The following is a 20,784-nucleotide window of genomic DNA, read 5'->3' as shown; positions in this document are numbered from 1 at the left end:
TCCCCGCCCGTTAGGGGCGAACACGCTAACGCAGTTCGCGTCCCCCGCTCAGCCGGTGCAGAGAAAAAGGCTGCCGCCCGGAAGGGGCGAACCCGCTTGCAAAGCGGCTACCCAATCCAAACCGGAGCGGTTTTCTAACGATTCCGTTATTCTTCCACCTTTTCCAGCAGCTTCTGCACATAATTCGGCAGATAGAACGCGCCCTTGTGCAGATTGGTATTGTAATATTTGGTTTCCAGTCCCAGACTGTTCCACCAGTCCGGATTCAGATCGCGCACCGGATGCACGCCGCGCGACGAAAAGCCGAACAGCCAGTGTCCGGACGGGTAGGTCGGGATATGCGCCTGAAACAGACGGCTCAGCTCAAACGAGTGCACGATATTGCGGTGCGCTCTCTGGCACGCCAGTGCATCGCCCTTGTAGAACGGGCTTTCGTGCTGATTGACGAGCACGCCGTGCTCCTTGAGCGCCTTGTAGCAGTTGCCGTAAAATTCCATCGTAAACAGGCCCTCGCCCGGTCCAAACGGGTCGGTCGAGTCGATGATGATAAGGTCGTACTCGTCCTCGATGCGGCGGATATATTTCAGGCCGTCCTGATAGAGAATGTGCACGCGCGGGTCGTCCAGTGAGCACGCCACACCGGGCAGGTACTCCTTGCAGACCGCAACAACGCGCTCGTCGATCTCCACAAGGTCGATATGCTCGATGTGCTGATAGCGGCACAGCTCGCGGACACAGCCGCCGTCACCGCCGCCGATGACGAGCACCTTTTTAATCTTCTCACCGAGCACGGCCAGCGGCACATGCACCATCATTTCGTGATAGATGAACTCGTCCCGCTCGGTCAGCATCATGTAGCCGTCAAGCGTGAGAAACCGACCGAATTCCTCGCATTCAAACACGTCGATGCGCTGAAAATCGCTCTGTTCGGTGTAAAGCTGACGGTCTACCTGTATCTGCAGCCCAACCGTCGGCGTGTGCATTTCAGTAAAGGTAAGTTGCATGGGTGAAACGCTCCTTTTATTCCGGGCTGACAACGCCGCGGATGACCTGCAGGTTGTTCACCTCGGGGTCCTCGGTGCCGAGCAGCATGCAGTTCTTTTCCTTGGCGTAGCGAATATAATCAAGAATATCGCGGGTGATACGCTCACCGGGCGCGAGGATCGGGATGCCGGGCGGATAGCACATGACAAACTCCGCGCAGATGCGTCCGACCGACTCCTCGAGCGGCATGGCCTTCTTGTCCGCGTAGAACGCCTCCTGCGGGCCGGCAACCACCTGCGGAGAGATATACTCCTGCCGCATGAGCGTCGCCTTGTCGCGCTTGTAGCGGCGGCGAATGTCCGCCAGAGCGGCTACCAGACGTTCCAGGTCGCGCTCACGGTCGCCCACCGAAACATAGGCGAGCAGGTTGCCGAGATCACCGAACTCGGTCTGAATATCGTAAAAATCGCGCAGAATGTCGTACACCTCGATGCCCGCCAGACCAACGTCCAGTGTGTTCACCGCCAGCTTGGTCGTGTCGAAATCGTACACGGTGTCGCCGTTGATGAGCTCGCTGCCGTAGGCGTAGTAGTCCCCGATGGCGTTAATCTCCTCACGCGCATAGGTCGTCAGGTCAACGACTTTTCGGAAAATCTCTTTTCCGTGCAGCGCAAGGTTTTTGCGCGAAATATCCAGACTGACCATCAGCAGGTACGAACCGGAGGTCGTCTGGGTCAGGTTTATAATCTGGCGAACGTGCTCCGCGTTCATGGACGGACCGCACAGCAGAAAGCTGGACTGCGTGAGCGAGCCGCCCGACTTGTGCATGGAAACGGATGCTAAATCCGCGCCCGCCGCCATCGCGGAGACCGGCATATTTTCACCGAAGTAGAAATGCGTGCCGTGCGCCTCATCAGCGAGCACCTTCATGCCTGCCGCGTGCGCGAGCCTTACGATTTCCCGAATGTTCGAGCAGATGCCGTAATAGGTCGGGTTGTTGACGAGCACCGCCTTTGCGGACGGGTGCTTTTCAATGGCGGCCTTCACATCCGCGACCGACATGCCGAGCGAAATGCCAAGCCGGTCGTTCATCTGCGGGTTGACGTAAACCGGAATCGCGCCGGTCAGCACCAATGCGTTGATGACGCTGCGGTGTACGTTGCGCGGCAGGATGATCTCGTCTCCGCGCTTGACAACGGACAGGATCATCGCCTGTACGCTGCTCGTCGTGCCGCCCACCATCAGGAAGGCGTGCGCCGCACCGAACGCATCCGCCGCCAGCTCCTCGGCCTCGCGGATAACGCTGGTCGGGTGGCACAGATTGTCGAGCGGCTTCATCGAATTGACGTCCACCGTCATGCACTGCTGACCGAGGAATTTCGTTAATTCCGGCGAGCCGCGTCCGCGCTTGTGTCCGGGCACATCGAACGGCACAATACGCATGTCTTTGAAGTTTTCGAGCGCCTCCATGATCGGCGCGCGGGATTGATCCATAAAAATGCCTTCTTTCGGCAGAGAATGATATGCTGCGCTTTCGCGCGAAGCGCGCATGAAATACAATCTGCGCAGCAGATTGATAAAAACCGGGAGCATGTATCACGGTTTTTATACAAGGAATAAACTTTGTGTGCCGCGCAGCGACGCGCAAAGTTTATTGTGAGACAAAACCGAACATCGTTCGGTTTGTCTTTCTCGATTGAAAATGTATTTTCAATCGAAATCAGTAGATGTTCTTCCCCGAGAAAATCTCAATCATCTCTCGTCTGAGGTCGGAGTGAATCTTGAGTCTTGTTTTCGGCGGCAGCTCATAGATGTCGGTATTGAACAGGTAGTTCTGCAGATCGACCTCCTTGAGCAGCATTCTCGTGTGGAACAGATTGGACTGGTACACGTTAATGTCGTATGCGTCGTACCGCTCGAGCGTTTTCGGGTCGATAAAGTCCTGAATGGACGTCATATGGTGATCCATGAACAGCTTTTTACCCTCGATATCGCGGGTAAAGCCGCGCACGCGGTAGTCCATGGTGATGATATCCGAATCGAACGAGCCGATGAGGTAATCGAGCGTAGACAGCGGCGTGATCTCACCGCAGGTGGCTACGTCAATATCCACGCGGAAGGTGGCAAGGCAGGTATCCGGATGGTACTCCGGATAGGTATGCACGGTAACGTGGCTCTTATCGAGGTGCGCAACGATGGTATCCGGCTCGAGGGCCGGCTTCATGTGCTCCTCCGCGATGAGAAAGGTTACGGAGGCGCCCTGCGGGTCATAATCCTGCTTGGAAATGTGCAGCACATGCGCACCGATCATCTCGGTCACCCGCTCGAGAATGCCGGTCAGTCGTTCGGAGTTGTACTGCTGGTCGATATATTTGATGTAGTCACGCTGTTCGCGCTCGGTCTTTGCATAGCAGACATCATAAATGTTGAAGGACAGCGCCTTGGTCAGGTTGTTGAACCCGTAAAGTTTAAGCTTGTTCTGCATTTCATATCCTCACAATACCAAAAAATCCCCAGGCGAAAGGGGTACACACGGTACGCTTTCACTTGGGGATGATCATTCTCTTTTTGCAGATGCTTCTGCACATTCCGTAGGTTTTATGGAAGAGGAAAGAGTCTATATAGCAAGAATCGTTACTTTTAGGCAATACCGCATAATGAAGCAAGAGCGATTTGCGAGTAAATTTTGTGCCGCAAAGCGCCGCAGTCTTCATTGTAGGTGTTGCCTTTGTACTCTTATTGATCGTTTCACAAGTGTGATGCGCCCGCGGCACACGGCTTTTAGTCAGCCAACTTATAAAATTCAATAAGGCAACAAAGTTGCCAGTTTCGGCATTTGACCCGGCTGTCCGTATGGCCTTGGCACCGTTTTCGCGCAGAAACCGGGCGGTCAAAGAAATTCTGCTGAAAGGCTTCGCCTCTCCGAATAACTTTTATTATAAGGGAATCCGCGTGCAAATGCAAGTTCATCTTGCAAATTTTACGAATTTGATACCGAATCCGCATATACGGTGCCGCCATCACAAAAAGTTTACAGTCTTTGTTTTGAAAAATCGCGTAAAACGTAGTACAATGGAACAGTAAGACGATATCATTCTGAAAAGATAAGGTGAATCATGGCACGCAAAAAGAGAAGCAAGGGACTTCGGGTCAGCCTGATGCTGACAGTCGGACTGATGATCGTGTCGTTTGCGGCGGGCATGCTGACACAGAAGATCGTGTTCCGCGAGCCGCAGACCGACGCCGGTCTGACCTACATTGAGGATATTCCGGTGATGACCGACTTTCTTCCCGAGGGCACACGCGCCCGTCCGGGACAGAAGCGCGAGATCAAATATCTCGTCATCCACGAGACCGACAACACCGGCGCCGGCGCAAATGCGGCCGCGCACAACTCGTTCATCCACCAGAACGCCAACGCCGAGGAGGGCATTGTTTCGTGGCACTACACGGTGGACGATCACGAGATCTACCACCATCTGCCGGATGATGAGACTGCCTATCACGCAGGCGACGGCATGGAGAAGAACGGCGGCAACATGAACGGCATCGGCATTGAAATGTGCGTCAACTCGGACGGCAACTACGAACAGACGCTCATCAACACCGAAAAGCTGTGTGCGCGGCTGCTGATCGAGTACGACCTGAACCCGTCCAAGGCACTGAAAAAGCATCAGGACTTTTCGGGCAAAATCTGTCCGTCCACCCTCATCAACAGCGGCCGCTGGGACGAGTTCTGCAGCGCGGTAACCGCAAAATACAAGGAGCTGAAGGCCGACGAAGCGGCAAAAGCATCATAAGTATTCGGTTAGCAGCATGCAACCATGTGCAAAAACCGTGGAAAATCAAAGGGCGATTTGTCGTAAATCGCTCTTTCTTTTTATCCTCTGATATGGTATACTTCAAATCGTACGCTGTAAAAAAGCTGAAAAATCAAGCGTATATCGAATTCTACTTAAAATTTATCACATTGTGAAGGAGTGAACTGAAATGATCGTTGTACTCAAACAAAACAGCGACAAAGGACATGTCGAAAAACTGATGCAGCATTTCACGGATATGGGGCTGCGGATCAACTATTCCGAGGGCGCAGATACCACCATCCTGGGCCTGATGGGCGACACGACCCGGCTCGATGAAAGGGACATTATGGCGTATGACGTGGTCGAGCGTGTACAGCGCGTGACCGAGCCGTTTAAGGCCGTTAACCGCAAGTTCCACCCCGAGGACACGATCATCGAGGTTGCGGGCCGCAAGATCGGCGCCGGCTACTTCAATGTTATGGCAGGTCCGTGCTCGGTCGAGAACGAAGCACAGATCGTCGAGTGCGCCGAGCGCGTCAAGGCTGCCGGTGCATCCTTCCTGCGCGGCGGCGCATTCAAGCCGCGTACCTCCCCGTACTCGTTCCAGGGTCTGGAGGCCGAGGGTCTCAAGCTGCTGCTCGAGGCAAAGCGTCAGACCGGTCTGCCGATCGTCACCGAGATCATGAGCGAAAAGCACCTCGATCTGTTCGCAGATGTAGATATCATCCAGCTTGGCGCCCGCAACATGCAGAACTTCATGCTGCTCAAGGAGCTGGGCCGCTCGAAAAAGCCGATCCTCCTCAAGCGCGGTCTGTCCGCCACCATGGAGGAGTTCCTCATGGCTGCCGAGTACATTTTCGCAGGCGGCAATACCAATGTTATCCTGTGCGAGCGCGGCATCCGTACCTTTGAGAAGCTGATCCGCAATAATCTGGATATCTCCGCTGTTCCGCTGGTTAAGATGTTCAGCCACCTGCCGATCATCATCGACCCGTCCCACGCAGCAGGCCGCCGTGATATGGTGCAGCCGCTGTCCCGCGCAGCCATCGCTGCCGGTGCTGACGGCCTGATCATCGAGGCGCATAACGACCCCGCGCACGCCCTCTGCGACGGTGCGCAGTCGCTCGACCTCAACCAGTTCGATACCGTCATGAAGGACATCAAGCGCCGCGCCGAGTTTGAAGGCCGCACCATGATGCCGTAAACGCAAATAAAAAGACCTCTCCTTACTTGGAGAGGTCTTTTTATTTGCAATGGAGAATTGAGAATGGAAAATTGAAAATTAAGGAACGGCGCGGAGCGCCGTATTTTAATTGTCGCGCTGTGCGCGGACACATTCATTCTCCATCTTCCATTCTCCATTTTCAATTACTGCGCCAGCTCCGTCAGAGCACCAAACGTATATCCTGCCTCCTCCCACTTCGTCAGCAGTTCATCGAGAATCCTCGCATTGGTCTCACTGGTGGAATGCAGCAGCACGATCGCCCCGTTATGAATTCTCGGCAGCAGCTTGGAGAATGCCTGCTCATCGGTCGGCTGGTTATCCGTATACCAGTCCACATACGCGAGCGACCAGAAAACCGTGGTATACCCCAGCTCCTGCGCCTGCCGGAGATTCTCCTCGCTGAACTTGCCCTGCGGCGGACGATAAAATTTCTGCATCGGCTGACCGGTCAGCGCGGTGTATTTCTCCTCGAGACCGTTCAGCTCTGCCGCAAACGCGCTCTTATCCGCAATGCCGGACATATCCGGATGGTGCAGCGTATGGTTGCCCACAATATGCCCTTCCGCAGCCATGCGCTTTACGAGATCCGGTGCGGTATCAATAAAGTTGCCCACCACGAAAAAGCAGGCAGGCGCGTTATGCTTTTTGAGCGCATCCAGAATAGCAGGCGTGCAGCCGTTCTCGTAACCCGCGTCGAACGTCAGGTAGATGGTCTTTTTGCTCGTATCACCGACGTAAAACGCGTTGTACTGCCGCAGTTCCTCGGCGGAGACATTGCCGACCGGCGGCTGTCCCTCGGTCTGGAACGATAATCCCCAGTCACTGACAGACGCAGGAACCGCCTGTTCGGCGGCTGTTGGCTCAGTATTTTCGCGCGGAAACAGAATGAAAACCGCAGTCAGAACCGCAAAAGCGCTAAGTCCCACACCGATTCGGCGCAGACCCGTGCGTGTGATCGTGATAAACATAGCAGTGCCCTCCCTTGCTCTACCCTATGCGGCTGCATGGGCAATATGCCGATTTTTCTCTGCCAATTTGCGTCAGGTTACAGGTAGACAACCCCTACCGATTTCCTGTACAATGGTAGTAACACCAACATGAGGGGGTTACGACATGAAAAAGATGAAACGATTTGCCTCTGCGGCACTGGCGGCACTGCTGCTGGCAGGCTCTGCACCGAGCGCGCTTGCGCTGGACACCACCCCGCCGATGTACGAGCAGTTCGGGTACGACAGCGCGGAGGATTTTACCCGCAGCTATCTCGGCAATTTCGTTCATTTTGATTACGATACTGCCAGCGATATGTTCCGCCGGTATGTACAGCAGCTGCACGCCGATCCATCGCTCGGATTTTCCTATTTCGGTCTGGAAGATATGGACACGCTGTACCGCTATATCGACTACGGCCAGTGGAAAGATATGGACGACTACTGTCGTCAGGCCGCAAGAGAAATGATACAGACCGCCGATTACCGGTCCGAGCAGCTTGCGGTGCAGCTGAACGGTCAGGCCGTCAAATTCCCGGACGCCCAGCCTGAGAAGGCCAACAACCGTACCATGGTTCCCTTCCGCGCGATTGCCGAGGCGCTCGGCGCTGAGGTAGACTACAACGCAGGCGCAATCACCGCTAAGAAAAACGGACAGACGCTTGCTTTCTCGCTCGGCGGCAACCAGCTAACCATAACCGATGACAGCACCGGCAAGGTTATCAAGACCACCGCTGTTGATTCCGCACCGTACAAGAAGATGGGCCGCACTTATGTTCCGGTACGTTTTTTCGCGGAAGGCTTCGGCCTTACCGTGCAGTGGGAGAACAGTGTGCAGACCGCTGTTTTGTATGACCGCGATGCACTGATTGCAGACATTGACAGTCATTTTACTGTGCTCAACCAGTGGCTCAAAGCACAGCCGTCCTACGGTCAGAATGCAAAGGCACTGAGCAGCACCATCAATGTTTCGACTGACTACACTCTGTATGATTCCATCGCAGGAGACAAGTCCTATCGCGCAAGTGCAAAAATCAACGCACTGACCGATGAAAATGCCGCAGAAGTCCATCTATCCGCTGATTTGAGCGATCTTCCCAGTGAATATTATCCGAATTATTCCTCTATCCCCTTTGTTACGGATGATTCGTTTGAGTGGTCCATCTTCCGCACACTGCGCAGTTCTGACAAGAGCACGCTCAAAAATCTGCAAGTTGATTTGTGCGGCAGTGACTCCGGTGCCGGCTGCTTTTACATGCGCAGTCCTGCCCTGTCGGAGATGTACCGCGGCACGGAAAAGGACCGTCCTGAAGAACGCACCGCCATGAAAAACGGTGCATGGGTCAATGTTGCAACGATGGACACCGTATTCGGCGCAACCGATTTTGTCGAACGCTGGTCCGAACTGGCACAGGGCAAGGTGAATACAGTCGGTGAATCCATCGTCATCAACAGCGAAAAAAACACCTATGGGTACGAATGGTCTAAACTCTTTGCCGATGCCTACGAGGAATGCCGCAACTGGGAAGCACTTGCAGGCGACAGTCTGTTCACGCGCAGCGGTTCGCGTTATACCGCCAATATTGATCTGCAGGATATGCTCGGCAGCGATCCTGATACTTCAACCAGCACAATAAAGTATACGCTGGATACGTCGAACGGTTCGATCTCCGGTTCTACATCGAGCAGCTATACCAACTGGTATACGCAGTCTATTACGACGATTGAATTCTCCGGCAAGCTGCGCAGTCTCAGCTTTATGCGCACCGAACAGGTCAAAAACAAGAGCAAGCTGGTGCGCAGAAGCACACTTACCGCGTCTCCGACAGATACCGCACCGACCGCTACTCCGCCCAAGGGCAGCAAAATCATTTTGTGGGATACGGAAAGCACCTATTATGATGAGGACGGTAACGAAATCACCGATATGTCTGATTTTCTTTCGACATTCCTATAAACATAAAAAGAGCAGATACTTTCGTATCTGCTCTTTTTTGTATTTTTTCGGGAACTTAACCGCGCAACTGAGCGCCGAACTCGGTCTCAAGCGCCGAGATAGCGGCACGCATTGCCTTGTCGCACTCCTCATCGGTGAGGGTACGGTCGGGTGCGCGCAGGGACAGCGAATAAGCCACGGACTTCTTGCCCTCCGGGATGCCCTTGCCCTTGTAAACGTCGAACAGCTTGACCGACTCGAGCAGCTTGCCTGCTGCCTTCTCAACAGTGGCCTGCATGGAGGCTGCCGGAACGGCATCGTCAACCAGAACCGCGATATCGCGGGTGGATGCCGGGAACTTGGGCAGCGGATGATACAGCTTCTCCGGGTCGATGGCGGCCAGAAGTGCGTCCATCTGCAGCTCGGCAGCGAGTACCTCGCCGGACAGACCGTAGCGTGCGGCAACGGTCGGATGAATGGTGCCGAATACGCCGATCTCCTTGCCGTCAATGAGCACCTTGGCACAGCGGCCCGGGTGGTAGGACAGGTTGGCCTTCTCGGGAGCAAAGGACGCGCCCTTGATGTTCAGCTCACGCAGCAGCGCCTCGATTACGCCCTTGAACTGGAAGAAGGACAGGCGGCCGTAGCTGCCGAGGGTCAGGATCTTCTCCTCGTGCGGCAGTACGTCCGGGTCAGCCTTGCCGTCCTTGACGGTCGGGGTGTAGATGGTGCCCAGCTCGTACAGCGAAGCGGTCGGGTTGCGATGCGCGTGGTTGTGCGCCAGATTATCCAGCATGGACGGCAGCACGGTGGTACGCATTACGCTGAAATCCTCGCCAAGCGGATTGAGGATGGTGGTGGAGATACGGCGCGGGTCGTTCTCGTCCCAGCCGATCATGTCGTAGAACTTCGGGGAGATGAACGAGTGGCTCATGGACTCGTCAAAGCCTGCCTCGCGGCAAACCAGAGCGGCAGCGCGCTCCGCCTGCTGAGACGGCGTGAACTCACCCTGTACCATCTCGCCTGCATACAGCGTGGTCGGAATCTTGTCGTAGCCGTACATGCGGGCAACCTCCTCGGCTACGTCGCACATACGGTTGATGTCGGTGCGGAAGAACGGCACAACGACCTCGTTGTTCTCAATCTTGAAGTCCAGCTTCTCGAGCAGCTTTACCTGCTCCTCAGCGGACAGCTCCAGACCGAGCAGGGCGTTCATCTTGTCCGGCTCGAACGGCAGACGCTTGTGGTTCGGGTCGGAGTTGTCAACGTCGATAATGCCGTCGATGACCTCGCCTGCGCCCAGCTGCTCCACCAGCTCGCACGCACGGTTGACCGCATCGAGGGTCATGCGCGGGTCAAGACCCTTTTCAAAGCGGCCGGAGGCCTCGGTACGCATGCCGAGCGCCTTTGCGGTGATACGAACGGTAGCGCCGTGGAAGTTTGCGGACTCGAAAACGACGGTCTTGGTGTCGTCCATAATCTCGGAGTTTGCGCCGCCCATAACGCCTGCAACAGCAACCGGCTTGTCGTTGTCACAGATGGCAAGCATCTTGTCGCTCAGGTCGTGATCTACGCCGTCCAGAGTCTGGATGGACTCACCGTTTCGGGCACGGCGGACAACAATGCGGCCGTCGGACAGGCACTTGTAGTCGAACGCATGCATCGGCTGGCCGTACTCGAGCATAACATAGTTGGTGATATCAACGATGTTGTTGATCGGACGAACGCCGCAGGCATGCAGGCGCTCGCGCATCCACGCCGGAGAGGGCTCGATCTTGATGTTCTTAACAATGCGGGCGGTGTAGCGCGGGCACAGGTCGGTATCCTTAACCTCAACCGACATATACTCGTTGATGTTACCGCCAACGCCCTTTACCTCCGGGGTCTTAACGCTGAACGGACGGTCGAAGGTAGCCGCAGTCTCGCGGGCCAGACCGATCACGCTCAGGCAGTCCGGACGGTTGGATGTGATCTCAAAATCGGAAACCCAGTCGTCCAGACCGAGTACCTTTTTGATGTCTTCGCCGACCGGCGTGCTGGCGGGCAGGAACAGGATGCCGTTCTCGCACGCATACGGTACGCAGCCGTGGGACAGACCCAGCTCCTGGAACGAGCACATCATGCCGTTGGACGGCACGCCGCGCAGCTTGCCCTTGGTGATCTTCACGCCGCCCGGCAGGGTGGACTTGTGCAGGCAGACCGGGCAGATCTCGCCAACGGACGCAGGCGTTACATTGGGTGCGCCGGTGACGATCTGCACCGGCTCCTCCTTGCCGACATCGAGCTGGCAGATCTTCAGATGGTCGGAATCCGGGTGATCGACAACCTCGAGGATCTTGCCGGTCACAACGTTGTCGATCTCCGCGCCGAGGTAGTAAACCTCCTCGACCTTGGAGCCGGACATAGTCAGCTTGGCATCATACTCCTTCGGGGTGATGCCGTTCATATCGGTATAATCCGAAAGCCAGGATAATGGCAGTTTCATTGATAGGAACACTCCTTTTGGTGTTATTGTTGTCCGTAGGGCGCGACGACTCGGCGCGCCGTATTTGCCGCCTGCATATACTTACGAGCGGCGCGCCGGGGTCGTCGCGCCCTACGATAATACGTATCGCTTGTAACATGCGGGAGAGTGCGGCGGGATGAGGTCATCCCGCCCTACGGGTGCAGGTTTAGAACTGGTGCAGGAATCGAACGTCGTTCTCATAGAACAGACGGATATCGTCGATCTTGAAGCGGCCCATAACCATACGCTCCAGACCGATGCCGAAGGCGTAGCCGGAGTATTCATTCGGGTCGATGCCGCTCATCTCAAGCACCTTGGGGTGAACCATGCCGCAGCCGAGGATCTCGATCCAGCCCTCGCCCTTGCAGAGCGGGCAGCCTTCACCGTGGCAGCGGTAGCACTGGATATCCATCTCCGCAGACGGCTCGGTGAACGGGAAGTGATGCGGACGGAAACGAACAACCGTGTCCTCGCCGTACAGCTTCTTTGCGAACAGCTCGAGAATGCCCTTCAGGTCGCTCATGCGGATGCCCTTATCGACAACCAGACCCTCGATCTGATGGAACAGCGGAGAGTGGGTTGCGTCAACGGCGTCCGAACGGTAAACACGGCCCGGCGCAATAATGCGGATCGGCGGCTTGCGCTTTTCCATCGTGCGGACCTGCATCGGAGAGGTCTGCGTGCGGAGCACAACGTTATCCGAAATATAGAAGGTATCCTGCGTGTCGCGTGCCGGATGATCCTTCGGAATGTTCAGAGCCTCAAAGTTGTAGTGGTCGAGCTCGACCTCCGGGCCTTCCGCGATGGAGAAGCCCAGACCGAGGAAAATCTCCTTGAACTCATCGAGCACGATGTTCAGCGGATGCTTTTTGCCGATGACAACGTCCTCACCCGGCAGGGTAACGTCGATGGTCTCAGCCTCCAGCTTCTTCTCGAGCGCAGCCTGCTCGATCAGCTTCTTCTGCTTTTCAATGATGGTTTCGATCTCCGCACGAACGTCGTTGATCAGCTGACCAACAACCGGACGCTCCTCTGCAGCAACGTCCTTCATGCCCTTGAGCAGCGCGGTCAACTCACCCTTTTTGCCGAGGAACTTAACGCGGGCCTCGTCCAGCGCGCGCGAATCCTTCGCGGCAGCGAGCTGCTCCTTCGCGGTCTGCAAAATGCCTTGCAGCTTTTCTTTCATACCAATTCTCCTTCTTTGGCTTGTATATAAGGGATGGTCTCTTATACCAATTAGTAGTTAGTAATTCCTAATGAAACAAAAAACGCCTTTCATCCCTCTAAAATTAGGGACGAAAGGCGTAAAACTTCCGTGGTACCACCCTGATTCCCGAAAAAAATCGGGCACTCATTGAACGCCGGTAACGGAGCGTTACTTCGCCGGCGCCTACTGCATCTATTCAGCACCGGTGCTCACAGGGGAACTTCGCGCCATACCTCGATAAACGGCTTGCAGCCATGGGACCGTTCTCTCTGAGAAAGAGGAACACAGCGTTACTTTTCCTGCTCATCGCATTGGAATATTCATAACAGAATTATTAAAACACATTTTGCAGGAAAATGCAAGAGGAAAACCGGATTTTTTCGTTAAAACAAAGATTTAACGTGATGTTTTCCTTTGTTTAGCGGTGCGCCGAGGTCGGCGCACCCTACGAGATAGATTGTACCAATTATTAAACCCGCAGGTGCCGTCCGTAACAACACACAAAAGCGTTGCGCGGCACTGTCATCCCCAGGGGACCCTCTCTTGTCCTCCGGGCAATTCACCTTGTGTCGCGCCTGCGGAGACCAAACCGCCTGTGTAGCAGTAAACTGTCTGGCACTGCGAATAGGTAGAGAAATGGGAGCACACTGTGCTCCCCTACGGTAGAAAAAATCCTCTATCGTTCCCTTTTTTCGCAGCGGTCACATATAGGAAATCTGCGCCAGACTCTCCAAGGGAAAGGGGAGATTCACAAGAGGGTGGAAACCGCAGGTGTCTACCCTCTTGTGCGCCCGCGCGGCGTCAGCGCACTCCCCGCTGAGGTGCAGCGAAAAACTCCCCGCCCGGAAAGGGCGAACACGCCTGCGGCAGTTCGCGTACCCCGCTCAGCCGGTGCTGAAAAAGGCTGCCGCCCGTTAGGGGCGAGGCCGCTTACGCAGTTCGCGTGCCCCGATCAGTCGGTGCAGAAATGGTCTCTGCCCACCGTTAGAGCATAAAAAAAGGAACCCTTACGGGTTCCTTTTTGAAATCGCTCTTCCTTACCAGGATGCCTTGCGGACACCCGGGATCTGGCCCTTGTAAGCCAGCTCGCGGAAGCAGATACGGCAGATACCGAAATCACGCAGGTAAGCGTGCGGACGGCCGCAAATCTTGCAGCGGTTGTAAGCTCGGCTGGAGAACTTCGGCTTAGCCTGCTGCTTGAGAACCATCGACTTCTTAGCCATTTAACTTCTCCTCCTTACTTCTCAAACGGAGCGCCCATCAGAGTAAGCAGCTCCTTTGCTTCTTCATCGGTATTTGCAGTGGTGCAGATAACGATGTTCATGCCGCGGATCTTGTCGATCTGATCATAGGAAATTTCCGGGAAGATCAGCTGCTCGTTCAGACCCAGAGCGTAGTTGCCACGGCCGTCAAATGCGTTGCCGTTGATGCCGCGGAAGTCGCGTACACGCGGCAGAGCTACGTTGAACAGACGATCCAGGAACTCCCACATGCGGTCACGGCGCAGGGTTACCTTAACGCCTACCGGCATGCCGTCACGCAGCTTGAAGTTTGCGATGGACTTCTTAGCGTGGGTGATGATCGGCTTCTGGCCGGAGATCAGGGTGATATCACGGACAATAGCCTCGATAACCTTGGAGTTACCGTTTGCTTCCTTACCGCAGCCGACGTTGATTACGATCTTGTCGAGCTTCGGGATCTGCATTGCGCTCTCGTACTGAAACTTCTTCATCAGAGCAGGCGCAACTTCCGCAGTATACTTTGCTTTCATATTCGGAACCATTTATTGCAACCTCCTCTTCTTAAAGCGTTTCGCCGCAGTGCTTGCACACCGTCAGCTTAGTGCCGTTCTCGGTGAACTTGTGCGCTACACGAGTCGGCTTGTCGCACTTCGGGCATACGCGCATTACCTTGCAGGCACGCAGCGCACCCTCGCGCTCGATGATGCCGCCGGTTTCACCCTGACGGCGGGGCTTGGTGTGGCACTTGATCATGTTCACACCTTCGATTACTACCATACCCTTCTTCGGGTTTACGGACAGGATCTTGCCGCGCTTGCCCTTTTCCTTGCCGGAAAGAACGACTGCGGTGTCGCCCGTCTTAACGTGCAAATTGTTCATTTGTTGGCGACCTCCTTACAGTACTTCCGGAGCAAGCGACAGGATCTTCATGTAATCCTTGTCACGCAGCTCACGAGCGACAGGCCCAAAGATACGGGTGCCGCGGGGGTTTTTGTCATCACGAATGATAACGCCAGCGTTCTCGTCAAAGCGGATATAGCTGCCGTCAGCGCGGCGCAGGCCCTTAACGGTGCGGACGATAACTGCCTTAACGACATCGCCCTTCTTTACGCCGCCGCCCGGGGTGCACTTGCGCACCGAGCAAACAACTACGTCACCGATGTTGCCGTACTTGCGTGCGGAGCCGCCGAGAACACGGATTACCTTCAGTTCCTTTGCGCCGCTGTTGTCAGCTGCACGCAGAAAGCTTTCCTGCTGAACCATGTGCTCTCCTCCTTACTTTGCCTTCTCGATGATCTCGACCAGGCGCCAGCGCTTGTCCTTGGACAGCGGACGGGTCTCCATCACCTTAACCTTATCACCGATGCCACACTCGTTGTTCTCGTCGTGTGCCTTCAGCTTATAGGTGTGCGGAATAACCTTCTTGTACAGAGGATGTGCTACACGATCCTCAATTGCTACGACAATGGTCTTATCCATCTTATCGGAAACGACCTTGCCTACTCGCGTTTTGCGTAATGCTCTTTCGCTCATAATATTCGTTTCCCTCCCTTATGCCTTCTCCGCGATCTGCTTCTCGCGGATAACGGTATTGATACGAGCAATGTCGTGCTTGACTTCATTGATCTTGTTGGTGTTGTCGAGCTGATTGGTAGCGAGCTGCAGACGGAGGTTGAAGAGGTCCTTCTTCAGCTCACCGAGCTTTGCAGACAGCTCCTCAGCCGTCAGTTCTCTGATCTCAGATGCCTTCATCATGCTTCACCGCCATTCTTCTCACGGGCAACGAACTTGGTCTTGCAGGGCAGCTTGTGGCTTGCCAGACGCAGTGCCTCACGAGCAACTTCCTCGGAAACGCCTGCGATCTCAAACAGTACACGGCCCGGCTTAACTACTGCAACCCAGTACTCGGGTGCGCCCTTACCGGAACCCATTCGAGCACCAGCCGGATGCTTGGTAACCGGCTTGTCGGGGAAAATCTTGATCCATACCTGACCGCCACGCTTGGTGTAACGGGTCATAGCGATACGGGCTGCCTCGATCTGATTCGAGGTGATCCAGCACGGCTCGGTAGCCTGGATACCGAACTCACCGTTCGATACGAAGTTACCGCGGGTAGCCTTGCCGGTCATACGGCCGCGATGAACGCGACGATACTTAACTCTCTTAGGGAGCAGCATTAACGGTTGCCTCCTTCCTGACGGGGAGCACGACGCTCACCACGGTTGAAGTCACGACGGCCGCGACGGTCACCGCGACGATCGCGGCGCTCGAATGCCGGCTTCGGAGCTTCAATGGAGCGACCCAGACGCGGACCGCCGTGGAGAACCTCACCCTTGTAGATCCATACCTTAACACCGATGCGGCCGTAGGTGGTCGCAGCTTCAGCAAAACCATAGTCGATGTCCGCACGCAGGGTCTGCAGCGGAATGGTGCCCTCGTGGTAATGCTCGGTGCGTGCGATTTCCGCGCCGCCCAGACGGCCGCCGCAGGAAACCTTGATGCCCTTGGCGCCCATGCGCATTGCACGGCCCATGGACTGCTTCATTGCACGGCGGAAACCGATGCGCTTCTCGAGCTGAGCTGCAATGTTCTCAGCAACCAGGGTAGCGTTGGTGTCCGGGTTCTTGATCTCGATGATGGAGCAGCGAACCTTCTTGCCGTACTTCTTGGTCAGCTCTTCTTCGAGCTTCTTGATGTCCTCGCCGCCGCGGCCGACAACCATGCCGGGACGTGCGCACTGGATCATGATCTTGATTTCGTCGTTCTTGCGCTCGATCTCGATCGCCGGAACGCCTGCGTCGTACAGACGCTTCTTCAGATCCTTACGGATCTCGTAGTCTTCCACGAGGAGGTCGCCGAACACATTGTCCTTAGCGAACCAACGGGAATCCCAATTCTTGATAACGCCGACACGGAGACCGTTCGGATTTACTTTCTGGCCCATTGATTACCCTCCCTTATTCTTTCTCGCCAAGAACCAGCGTGATGTGCGAGGTTCTCTTGAGGATTCTGAATGCACGGCCCTGTGCACGCGGCATAACGCGCTTCATGATCGGACCGGGACCGACGTGAACTTCCTTAACGTAAAGCTTGTCGGTGTTCATGCCGTGATTGTTCTCGGCATTGGCAACTGCGCTCTTGAGGAGCTTCTCCATCGGCTCGCATGCTGCCTTGGGGGTATTCATGATGATGGCCATAGCTTCGCCCGCATCCTTGCCGCGGATCAGATCGCAGATCAGCTTGATCTTTCGCGGGGTCATGCGTACGTTGCGTACAATAGCTCTTGCTTCCATGTTACTTTAACTCCTCCTTACTTGCCGTTATTGGAGGTCTTGCTGCCCGCGTGACCCTTGTAGGTACGGGTGGGAGCAAACTCGCCCAGCTTGTGACCAACCATGTCCTCGGTAACGTATACCGGAACGTGCTTGCGGCCGTCGTGTACTGCGATAGTATGACCGACGAACTCAGGGAAGATCGTGGAAGCGCGGGACCAGGTCTTGAGGACCTTCTTCTCGCCCTTTTCGTTCATTTCAACGACTCTTTTGATAAGCTCAGGAGCCACAAAAGGGCCTTTCTTAACACTTCTGCCCATATTAAGATAACTCCTTTCTTACTTGCCGTTGCGACGACGAGCGATCTGCTTGTCGGTGCGGTGGTTCTTCTTGCGGGTCTTGTAACCCATAGCCGGCTTGCCCCACGGGGTAACCGGAGACGGACGACCGATCGGGCTCTTGCCTTCGCCGCCGCCGTGCGGGTGATCACACGGGTTCATTACAGAACCACGAACGGTCGGGCGGATACCCAGATGACGGGTACGGCCAGCCTTACCCAGCTGTACGTTAGAATGATCAGAGTTACCAACAACGCCGATGGTAGCCTTGCAGTCCAGACGGACGTAACGCAGCTCACCGGAGGGCAGACGAACCATTGCCTTGCCGCCTTCCTTAGCCATCAGCTGAGCGCCGACGCCTGCGGAACGAACCAGCTGTGCGCCCTTGCCCGGGTACAGCTCGATGTTGTGGATCATGGTACCAACCGGAATGTTCTCAACCGGCAGGCAGTTGCCGGGCTTGATGTCGGCATCCTTGGAAGAAACGACCTTGTCGCCGATCTTCAGGCCCTCGGGAGCGAGGATATATGCCTTCTCGCCGTCCTCGTACTGAATGAGAGCGATGTTAGCGGAACGGTTCGGATCATACTCCAGGGTCTTAACCTCGGCGTAAACGTCGAGCTTCTGACGCTTGAAGTCAATGATACGGTACTTCTTCTTGTTGCCGCCGCCGATGTGGCGAACGGTGATGCGGCCGTAGCTGTTGCGGCCAGCGGTCTTCTTGACCTTTTCGAGAAGGCTCTTCTCGGGCTTCACCTTAGACAGACCCTTGTAGGAAAGCACAGTCATATTTCTGCGCGAGGGCGTCGTCGGGTTGAAAGTCTTGATAGCCATTTGGAATTTCAACTCCTTGATACGTTATTATCGGGGTGGCTTCCCCATACAATTACTTCGTTTGAAAACACGTTTTCAGACGAGAGAGGTTCCACCGCGCACAGCGCGGATGAAACCAAGGCTGCGAAAAGTTCCGACCAACGAAACTTTTCTTCGCTCTTGTATAAAAACCGTGATACATGCTCCCGGTTTTTATGAATCTGCAAGCAGATTCTATTGAAAACCCGCTTCGCGGGAACACTCAGGCTCGCCTTAGCAGCCGAAGTGGTTTTTACATCATGTTCTCGAAGATCTCGATCTTCTTGGAGTCAGCGGTCAGGGTTACGATCGCCTTCTTGATGTCGGAACGCTTGCCAACGTGAACGCCCATGCGCTTCCACTTGCCCGGCAGCTTGATGGTGTTAACCTTGGCAACCTTAACGCCGAAGATCTCCTCTACAGCCTTCTTGATCTCTACCTTGCCGGCATCGATCGCTACTTCGAAGGTGTACTTGTTGTCCTGTGCGCCCATCATGGAACGCTCGGTGATGATCGGCTTCTTGATAATGTCGTATGCGTACTTCATTATGCGTATACCTCCTGCAGCTTCTCAACTGCTGCCTTGTCGATGATGAACTTGTCAGCATTGAGGATGTCGTATACATTGAGGGTAGACGCGATCGTGGTGCGTACGCCCGGGATGTTTGCAGCGGACTTTACAACGTTCGTGCGAACTTCCGGAGTAACTACCAGGCTCTTGCCGGTTGCCTCAACTGCGTTCAGGAAACCAACGAAGGACTTGGTCTTGATCTCGCCCATATCCAGGCCATCGATTACGATGATCTCGCCTGCTGCTGCCTTTGCAGACAGAGCGGACAGCATAGCCAGACGCTTGGTCTTCTTGGTCAGGCTGTAGTTGTAGGAACGGGGCTTCGGGCCGAGGGCAATACCACCATGGGTCCACTGCGGAGAGCGGATAGAACCCTGACGAGCACGGCCGGTGCCCTTCTGGCGCCACGGCTTGATGCCGCCGCCACGAACCTCGGCGCGGGTCAGCGTGGACTGAGTGCCCTGACGCTGGTTAGCCAGATAATTCTTTACTGCAGCGTGTACAACGGTCATGTTCGGCTCGATACCGAAAACAGCCGCGTTCAACTCCATCTCGCCGGTCTTCTTACCGGTCATATCAAAAACTGCTACTGTAGGCATGATTTGCTCCTCCTTCCCTTACTTTCTTGCGGAAGCCTTCTGCGGGTTCTTGCTGATGCCAGCCTCGCCCTTGGCAACCTTGTTGTTCTTAACGGTGTTCTTCAGCACTACGATGCCGCCCTTCGGGCCCGGAACTGCGCCGCAAACGGCGATCAGGTTAAGCTCAGCGTCAACCTTTACAACGTCCAGGTTCTGAACAGTAACCTGCTCAGCGCCCATGTGACCCGGCATCATCTTGCCCTTCATGATCTTGGACGGATCAGAGCAAGCGCCCATAGAACCCGCATGGCGGTGTACAGGGCCGGTACCGTGGGTTTCCTTCAGGCGGGATGCGTTGAAGCGCTTGATTACGCCAGCGTAGCCCTTGCCCTTGGAAGTGCCGGTAACGTCAACATAATCGCCGGTAACGAACATGTCAGCCTTAACAACATCGCCGAGCTGGAACGGAGTGCAGTCCTCAAAACGGAACTCCTTCAGGTACTTCTTCAGGGAGTCGCCAGCCTTCTTCAGGTGACCCTTCTGGGGCTTGTTCAGGCGAGCTTCCTTAACATCCTCAAAACCGAACTGTACAGCATTGTAGCCGTCCTTCTCTTCGGTCTTGAGCTGAGTTACAACGCAAGGACCTGCTTCGATTACGGTGCAGGGGATAACCTTGCCGTCAGCATTGAAGATCTGGGTCATACCGACCTTCTTGCCGATGATTGCTTTGTTCAGCATTTGTTTTTCCTCCTCAAAGGTTATTGGTTGACGGCATTTGACCGCCAACATGACCTCGCCGCGCGTGTCGCGGCAGGGCTTCAAACCGCCGGTGGGTTAATCCGGTCAGCTTGTTAACTTAAATTAGAGCTTAACCTCGAACTCGACGCCAGCCGGCAGGTCGAGAGTGGTCAGAGCCTCGATGGTAGCCTGATTCGGGTTGATGATGTCGATCAGGCGCTTGTGGGTGCGGCGCTCGAACTGCTCACGAGAATCCTTGTACTTGTGAACAGCACGCAGGATGGTAACGATCTGCTTCTCGGTCGGCAGCGGGATCGGGCCGGAAACCTTAGCGCCGTTGCGCTTAGCGGTCTCGATGATCTTCTCTGCGGACTGGTCGATCAGCTCGTGATCATACGCCTTCAGGCGAATGCGAATCTTCTGTGCGTTTGCCATTGTGGAATTTCCTCCTCGTATGTGTGCCATACATTAAATAATGTTTTGACTCGCTACGGAGAGAAACTGCAACTCCGCCGTGCGTATCACGCAACGGGCATGAAAATAACCG

Annotated in this window: 24 protein-coding genes and 1 other annotated feature; of the genes, 3 read left to right on the top strand and 21 right to left on the bottom strand. The window is 55.2% G+C overall.

What is annotated here, in order from left to right; all coding sequences use genetic code 11:
• Positions 1–146: 146 nt before the first annotated feature.
• From speE to speD, 3 genes are all read right to left on the bottom strand, one after another.
• Complete coding sequence (speE, locus tag PGY33_RS06560; RefSeq protein WP_118478310.1) at positions 147–1,004, bottom strand: polyamine aminopropyltransferase; 858 nt, start codon at positions 1,002–1,004, stop codon at positions 147–149.
• A 16-nt stretch (positions 1,005–1,020) separates the two neighbouring features.
• On the bottom strand, positions 1,021–2,478 hold the full coding sequence (locus PGY33_RS06555; protein ID WP_117491390.1) for an aminotransferase class I/II-fold pyridoxal phosphate-dependent enzyme: 1,458 nt from the start codon (positions 2,476–2,478) through the stop codon (positions 1,021–1,023).
• Positions 2,479–2,704: 226 nt separating this feature from the next.
• A complete protein-coding gene (gene speD, locus PGY33_RS06550) occupies positions 2,705–3,469 on the bottom strand; it encodes an adenosylmethionine decarboxylase (protein WP_110435194.1) in 765 nt (254 codons plus the stop codon).
• Between the two features lie 631 nt (positions 3,470–4,100).
• Between speD and PGY33_RS06545 the strand changes: the two genes are divergently transcribed.
• Positions 4,101–4,784, top strand: coding sequence for a peptidoglycan recognition protein family protein (locus tag PGY33_RS06545; RefSeq protein ID WP_270477816.1), 684 nt, complete (start codon positions 4,101–4,103; stop codon positions 4,782–4,784).
• 190 nt (positions 4,785–4,974) lie between these two features.
• A complete protein-coding gene (gene aroF / locus PGY33_RS06540) occupies positions 4,975–5,991 on the top strand; it encodes a 3-deoxy-7-phosphoheptulonate synthase (protein WP_270477814.1) in 1,017 nt (338 codons plus the stop codon).
• A 164-nt stretch (positions 5,992–6,155) separates the two neighbouring features.
• Here the strand turns inward: aroF and PGY33_RS06535 are convergent, their stop codons facing one another.
• Positions 6,156–6,980, bottom strand: coding sequence for a polysaccharide deacetylase family protein (locus tag PGY33_RS06535; RefSeq protein WP_270477812.1), 825 nt, complete (start codon positions 6,978–6,980; stop codon positions 6,156–6,158).
• Positions 6,981–7,125: 145 nt separating this feature from the next.
• On the opposite strand from PGY33_RS06535, the gene PGY33_RS06530 reads away from it, so the two are divergent.
• Complete coding sequence (locus tag PGY33_RS06530) at positions 7,126–8,955, top strand: copper amine oxidase N-terminal domain-containing protein (RefSeq protein WP_270477811.1); 1,830 nt, start codon at positions 7,126–7,128, stop codon at positions 8,953–8,955.
• A gap of 55 nt (positions 8,956–9,010) precedes the next feature.
• Here PGY33_RS06530 and pheT read toward each other — a convergent pair whose 3' ends face one another.
• The 17 genes from pheT to rpsJ form a co-directional block, all read right to left on the bottom strand.
• Complete coding sequence (gene pheT / locus PGY33_RS06525) at positions 9,011–11,419, bottom strand: phenylalanine--tRNA ligase subunit beta (protein WP_270477810.1); 2,409 nt, start codon at positions 11,417–11,419, stop codon at positions 9,011–9,013.
• A 187-nt stretch (positions 11,420–11,606) separates the two neighbouring features.
• Positions 11,607–12,626 (bottom strand): phenylalanine--tRNA ligase subunit alpha, encoded by a 1,020-nt coding sequence (gene pheS, locus PGY33_RS06520; protein ID WP_118478298.1) that lies wholly within the window; start codon positions 12,624–12,626, stop codon positions 11,607–11,609.
• A gap of 102 nt (positions 12,627–12,728) precedes the next feature.
• Positions 12,729–12,963, bottom strand: a binding site (T-box leader).
• A 721-nt stretch (positions 12,964–13,684) separates the two neighbouring features.
• A complete protein-coding gene (locus PGY33_RS06515) occupies positions 13,685–13,870 on the bottom strand; it encodes a type Z 30S ribosomal protein S14 (protein WP_110435201.1) in 186 nt (61 codons plus the stop codon).
• 14 nt (positions 13,871–13,884) lie between these two features.
• Positions 13,885–14,430 carry a 50S ribosomal protein L5 gene (gene rplE / locus PGY33_RS06510; RefSeq protein ID WP_117555184.1) on the bottom strand — a complete coding sequence of 182 codons (546 nt, stop codon included), beginning with the start codon at positions 14,428–14,430 and terminating at the stop codon, positions 13,885–13,887.
• Between the two features lie 19 nt (positions 14,431–14,449).
• Positions 14,450–14,767 (bottom strand): 50S ribosomal protein L24, encoded by a 318-nt coding sequence (gene rplX / locus PGY33_RS06505; protein WP_110435203.1) that lies wholly within the window; start codon positions 14,765–14,767, stop codon positions 14,450–14,452.
• A 15-nt stretch (positions 14,768–14,782) separates the two neighbouring features.
• Positions 14,783–15,151, bottom strand: a complete 369-nt coding sequence (gene rplN, locus PGY33_RS06500) for a 50S ribosomal protein L14 (protein WP_116704662.1) — start codon at positions 15,149–15,151, stop codon at positions 14,783–14,785.
• Between the two features lie 12 nt (positions 15,152–15,163).
• On the bottom strand, positions 15,164–15,421 hold the full coding sequence (rpsQ, locus tag PGY33_RS06495) for a 30S ribosomal protein S17 (protein WP_054326963.1): 258 nt from the start codon (positions 15,419–15,421) through the stop codon (positions 15,164–15,166).
• Positions 15,422–15,439: 18 nt separating this feature from the next.
• Positions 15,440–15,640: a 50S ribosomal protein L29 gene (gene rpmC, locus PGY33_RS06490; RefSeq protein WP_110435205.1), complete on the bottom strand. Its 201-nt coding sequence runs from the start codon at positions 15,638–15,640 to the stop codon at positions 15,440–15,442.
• Positions 15,640–16,065: a 50S ribosomal protein L16 gene (gene rplP, locus PGY33_RS06485; protein ID WP_110435206.1), complete on the bottom strand. Its 426-nt coding sequence runs from the start codon at positions 16,063–16,065 to the stop codon at positions 15,640–15,642. Before rplP ends, rpmC begins: the two co-directional genes overlap by 1 nt.
• Positions 16,065–16,832 carry a 30S ribosomal protein S3 gene (rpsC, locus tag PGY33_RS06480; protein WP_116704663.1) on the bottom strand — a complete coding sequence of 256 codons (768 nt, stop codon included), beginning with the start codon at positions 16,830–16,832 and terminating at the stop codon, positions 16,065–16,067. Before rpsC ends, rplP begins: the two co-directional genes overlap by 1 nt.
• A gap of 13 nt (positions 16,833–16,845) precedes the next feature.
• Entirely contained in the window at positions 16,846–17,181 is a 336-nt protein-coding gene (rplV, locus tag PGY33_RS06475; protein ID WP_118478296.1) for a 50S ribosomal protein L22, read from the bottom strand.
• A gap of 17 nt (positions 17,182–17,198) precedes the next feature.
• Positions 17,199–17,480, bottom strand: coding sequence for a 30S ribosomal protein S19 (gene rpsS / locus PGY33_RS06470; RefSeq protein ID WP_110435209.1), 282 nt, complete (start codon positions 17,478–17,480; stop codon positions 17,199–17,201).
• A gap of 18 nt (positions 17,481–17,498) precedes the next feature.
• A complete protein-coding gene (rplB, locus tag PGY33_RS06465) occupies positions 17,499–18,332 on the bottom strand; it encodes a 50S ribosomal protein L2 (RefSeq protein WP_118478294.1) in 834 nt (277 codons plus the stop codon).
• Positions 18,333–18,603: 271 nt separating this feature from the next.
• Positions 18,604–18,897 (bottom strand): 50S ribosomal protein L23, encoded by a 294-nt coding sequence (gene rplW, locus PGY33_RS06460; protein WP_110435211.1) that lies wholly within the window; start codon positions 18,895–18,897, stop codon positions 18,604–18,606.
• On the bottom strand, positions 18,897–19,520 hold the full coding sequence (gene rplD / locus PGY33_RS06455; protein WP_110435212.1) for a 50S ribosomal protein L4: 624 nt from the start codon (positions 19,518–19,520) through the stop codon (positions 18,897–18,899). The genes rplW and rplD overlap by 1 nt, the downstream gene beginning before the upstream one ends.
• A gap of 18 nt (positions 19,521–19,538) precedes the next feature.
• A complete protein-coding gene (gene rplC / locus PGY33_RS06450) occupies positions 19,539–20,234 on the bottom strand; it encodes a 50S ribosomal protein L3 (RefSeq protein WP_117491440.1) in 696 nt (231 codons plus the stop codon).
• 126 nt (positions 20,235–20,360) lie between these two features.
• Positions 20,361–20,672 carry a 30S ribosomal protein S10 gene (gene rpsJ, locus PGY33_RS06445; protein WP_054326972.1) on the bottom strand — a complete coding sequence of 104 codons (312 nt, stop codon included), beginning with the start codon at positions 20,670–20,672 and terminating at the stop codon, positions 20,361–20,363.
• Between the last annotated feature and the right edge of the window lie 112 nt (positions 20,673–20,784).

Source organism: Butyricicoccus sp. AF18-9LB, assembly GCF_027684505.1.
Lineage (GTDB): Bacteria > Bacillota > Clostridia > Oscillospirales > Butyricicoccaceae > Agathobaculum > Agathobaculum butyriciproducens.
This window is presented reverse-complemented; position numbering and strand designations above follow the sequence as displayed.

Excerpts from the sequence above, each read along its gene's own strand:
- pheS (WP_118478298.1), bottom strand. The coding sequence starts at position 12,626 with ATGAAAGAAAAGCTGCAAGGCATTTTGCAGACCGCGAAGGAGCAGCTC.
- rpsJ (WP_054326972.1), bottom strand. The coding sequence starts at position 20,672 with ATGGCAAACGCACAGAAGATTCGCATTCGCCTGAAGGCGTATGATCAC.
- speE (WP_118478310.1), bottom strand. The coding sequence starts at position 1,004 with ATGCAACTTACCTTTACTGAAATGCACACGCCGACGGTTGGGCTGCAG.
- PGY33_RS06515 (WP_110435201.1), bottom strand. The coding sequence starts at position 13,870 with ATGGCTAAGAAGTCGATGGTTCTCAAGCAGCAGGCTAAGCCGAAGTTC.
- PGY33_RS06535 (WP_270477812.1), bottom strand. The coding sequence starts at position 6,980 with ATGTTTATCACGATCACACGCACGGGTCTGCGCCGAATCGGTGTGGGA.
- rpsC (WP_116704663.1), bottom strand. The coding sequence starts at position 16,832 with ATGGGCCAGAAAGTAAATCCGAACGGTCTCCGTGTCGGCGTTATCAAG.
- rplV (WP_118478296.1), bottom strand. The coding sequence starts at position 17,181 with ATGGAAGCAAGAGCTATTGTACGCAACGTACGCATGACCCCGCGAAAG.
- rpsQ (WP_054326963.1), bottom strand. The coding sequence starts at position 15,421 with ATGAGCGAAAGAGCATTACGCAAAACGCGAGTAGGCAAGGTCGTTTCC.
- aroF (WP_270477814.1), top strand. The coding sequence starts at position 4,975 with ATGATCGTTGTACTCAAACAAAACAGCGACAAAGGACATGTCGAAAAA.
- speD (WP_110435194.1), bottom strand. The coding sequence starts at position 3,469 with ATGCAGAACAAGCTTAAACTTTACGGGTTCAACAACCTGACCAAGGCG.
- PGY33_RS06555 (WP_117491390.1), bottom strand. The coding sequence starts at position 2,478 with ATGGATCAATCCCGCGCGCCGATCATGGAGGCGCTCGAAAACTTCAAA.
- rplE (WP_117555184.1), bottom strand. The coding sequence starts at position 14,430 with ATGGTTCCGAATATGAAAGCAAAGTATACTGCGGAAGTTGCGCCTGCT.
- rplD (WP_110435212.1), bottom strand. The coding sequence starts at position 19,520 with ATGCCTACAGTAGCAGTTTTTGATATGACCGGTAAGAAGACCGGCGAG.
- PGY33_RS06530 (WP_270477811.1), top strand. The coding sequence starts at position 7,126 with ATGAAAAAGATGAAACGATTTGCCTCTGCGGCACTGGCGGCACTGCTG.
- rplB (WP_118478294.1), bottom strand. The coding sequence starts at position 18,332 with ATGGCTATCAAGACTTTCAACCCGACGACGCCCTCGCGCAGAAATATG.
- rplN (WP_116704662.1), bottom strand. The coding sequence starts at position 15,151 with ATGGTTCAGCAGGAAAGCTTTCTGCGTGCAGCTGACAACAGCGGCGCA.
- rpmC (WP_110435205.1), bottom strand. The coding sequence starts at position 15,640 with ATGAAGGCATCTGAGATCAGAGAACTGACGGCTGAGGAGCTGTCTGCA.
- PGY33_RS06545 (WP_270477816.1), top strand. The coding sequence starts at position 4,101 with ATGGCACGCAAAAAGAGAAGCAAGGGACTTCGGGTCAGCCTGATGCTG.
- pheT (WP_270477810.1), bottom strand. The coding sequence starts at position 11,419 with ATGAAACTGCCATTATCCTGGCTTTCGGATTATACCGATATGAACGGC.
- rplX (WP_110435203.1), bottom strand. The coding sequence starts at position 14,767 with ATGAACAATTTGCACGTTAAGACGGGCGACACCGCAGTCGTTCTTTCC.
- rplW (WP_110435211.1), bottom strand. The coding sequence starts at position 18,897 with ATGAAGTACGCATACGACATTATCAAGAAGCCGATCATCACCGAGCGT.
- rplP (WP_110435206.1), bottom strand. The coding sequence starts at position 16,065 with ATGCTGCTCCCTAAGAGAGTTAAGTATCGTCGCGTTCATCGCGGCCGT.
- rpsS (WP_110435209.1), bottom strand. The coding sequence starts at position 17,480 with ATGGGCAGAAGTGTTAAGAAAGGCCCTTTTGTGGCTCCTGAGCTTATC.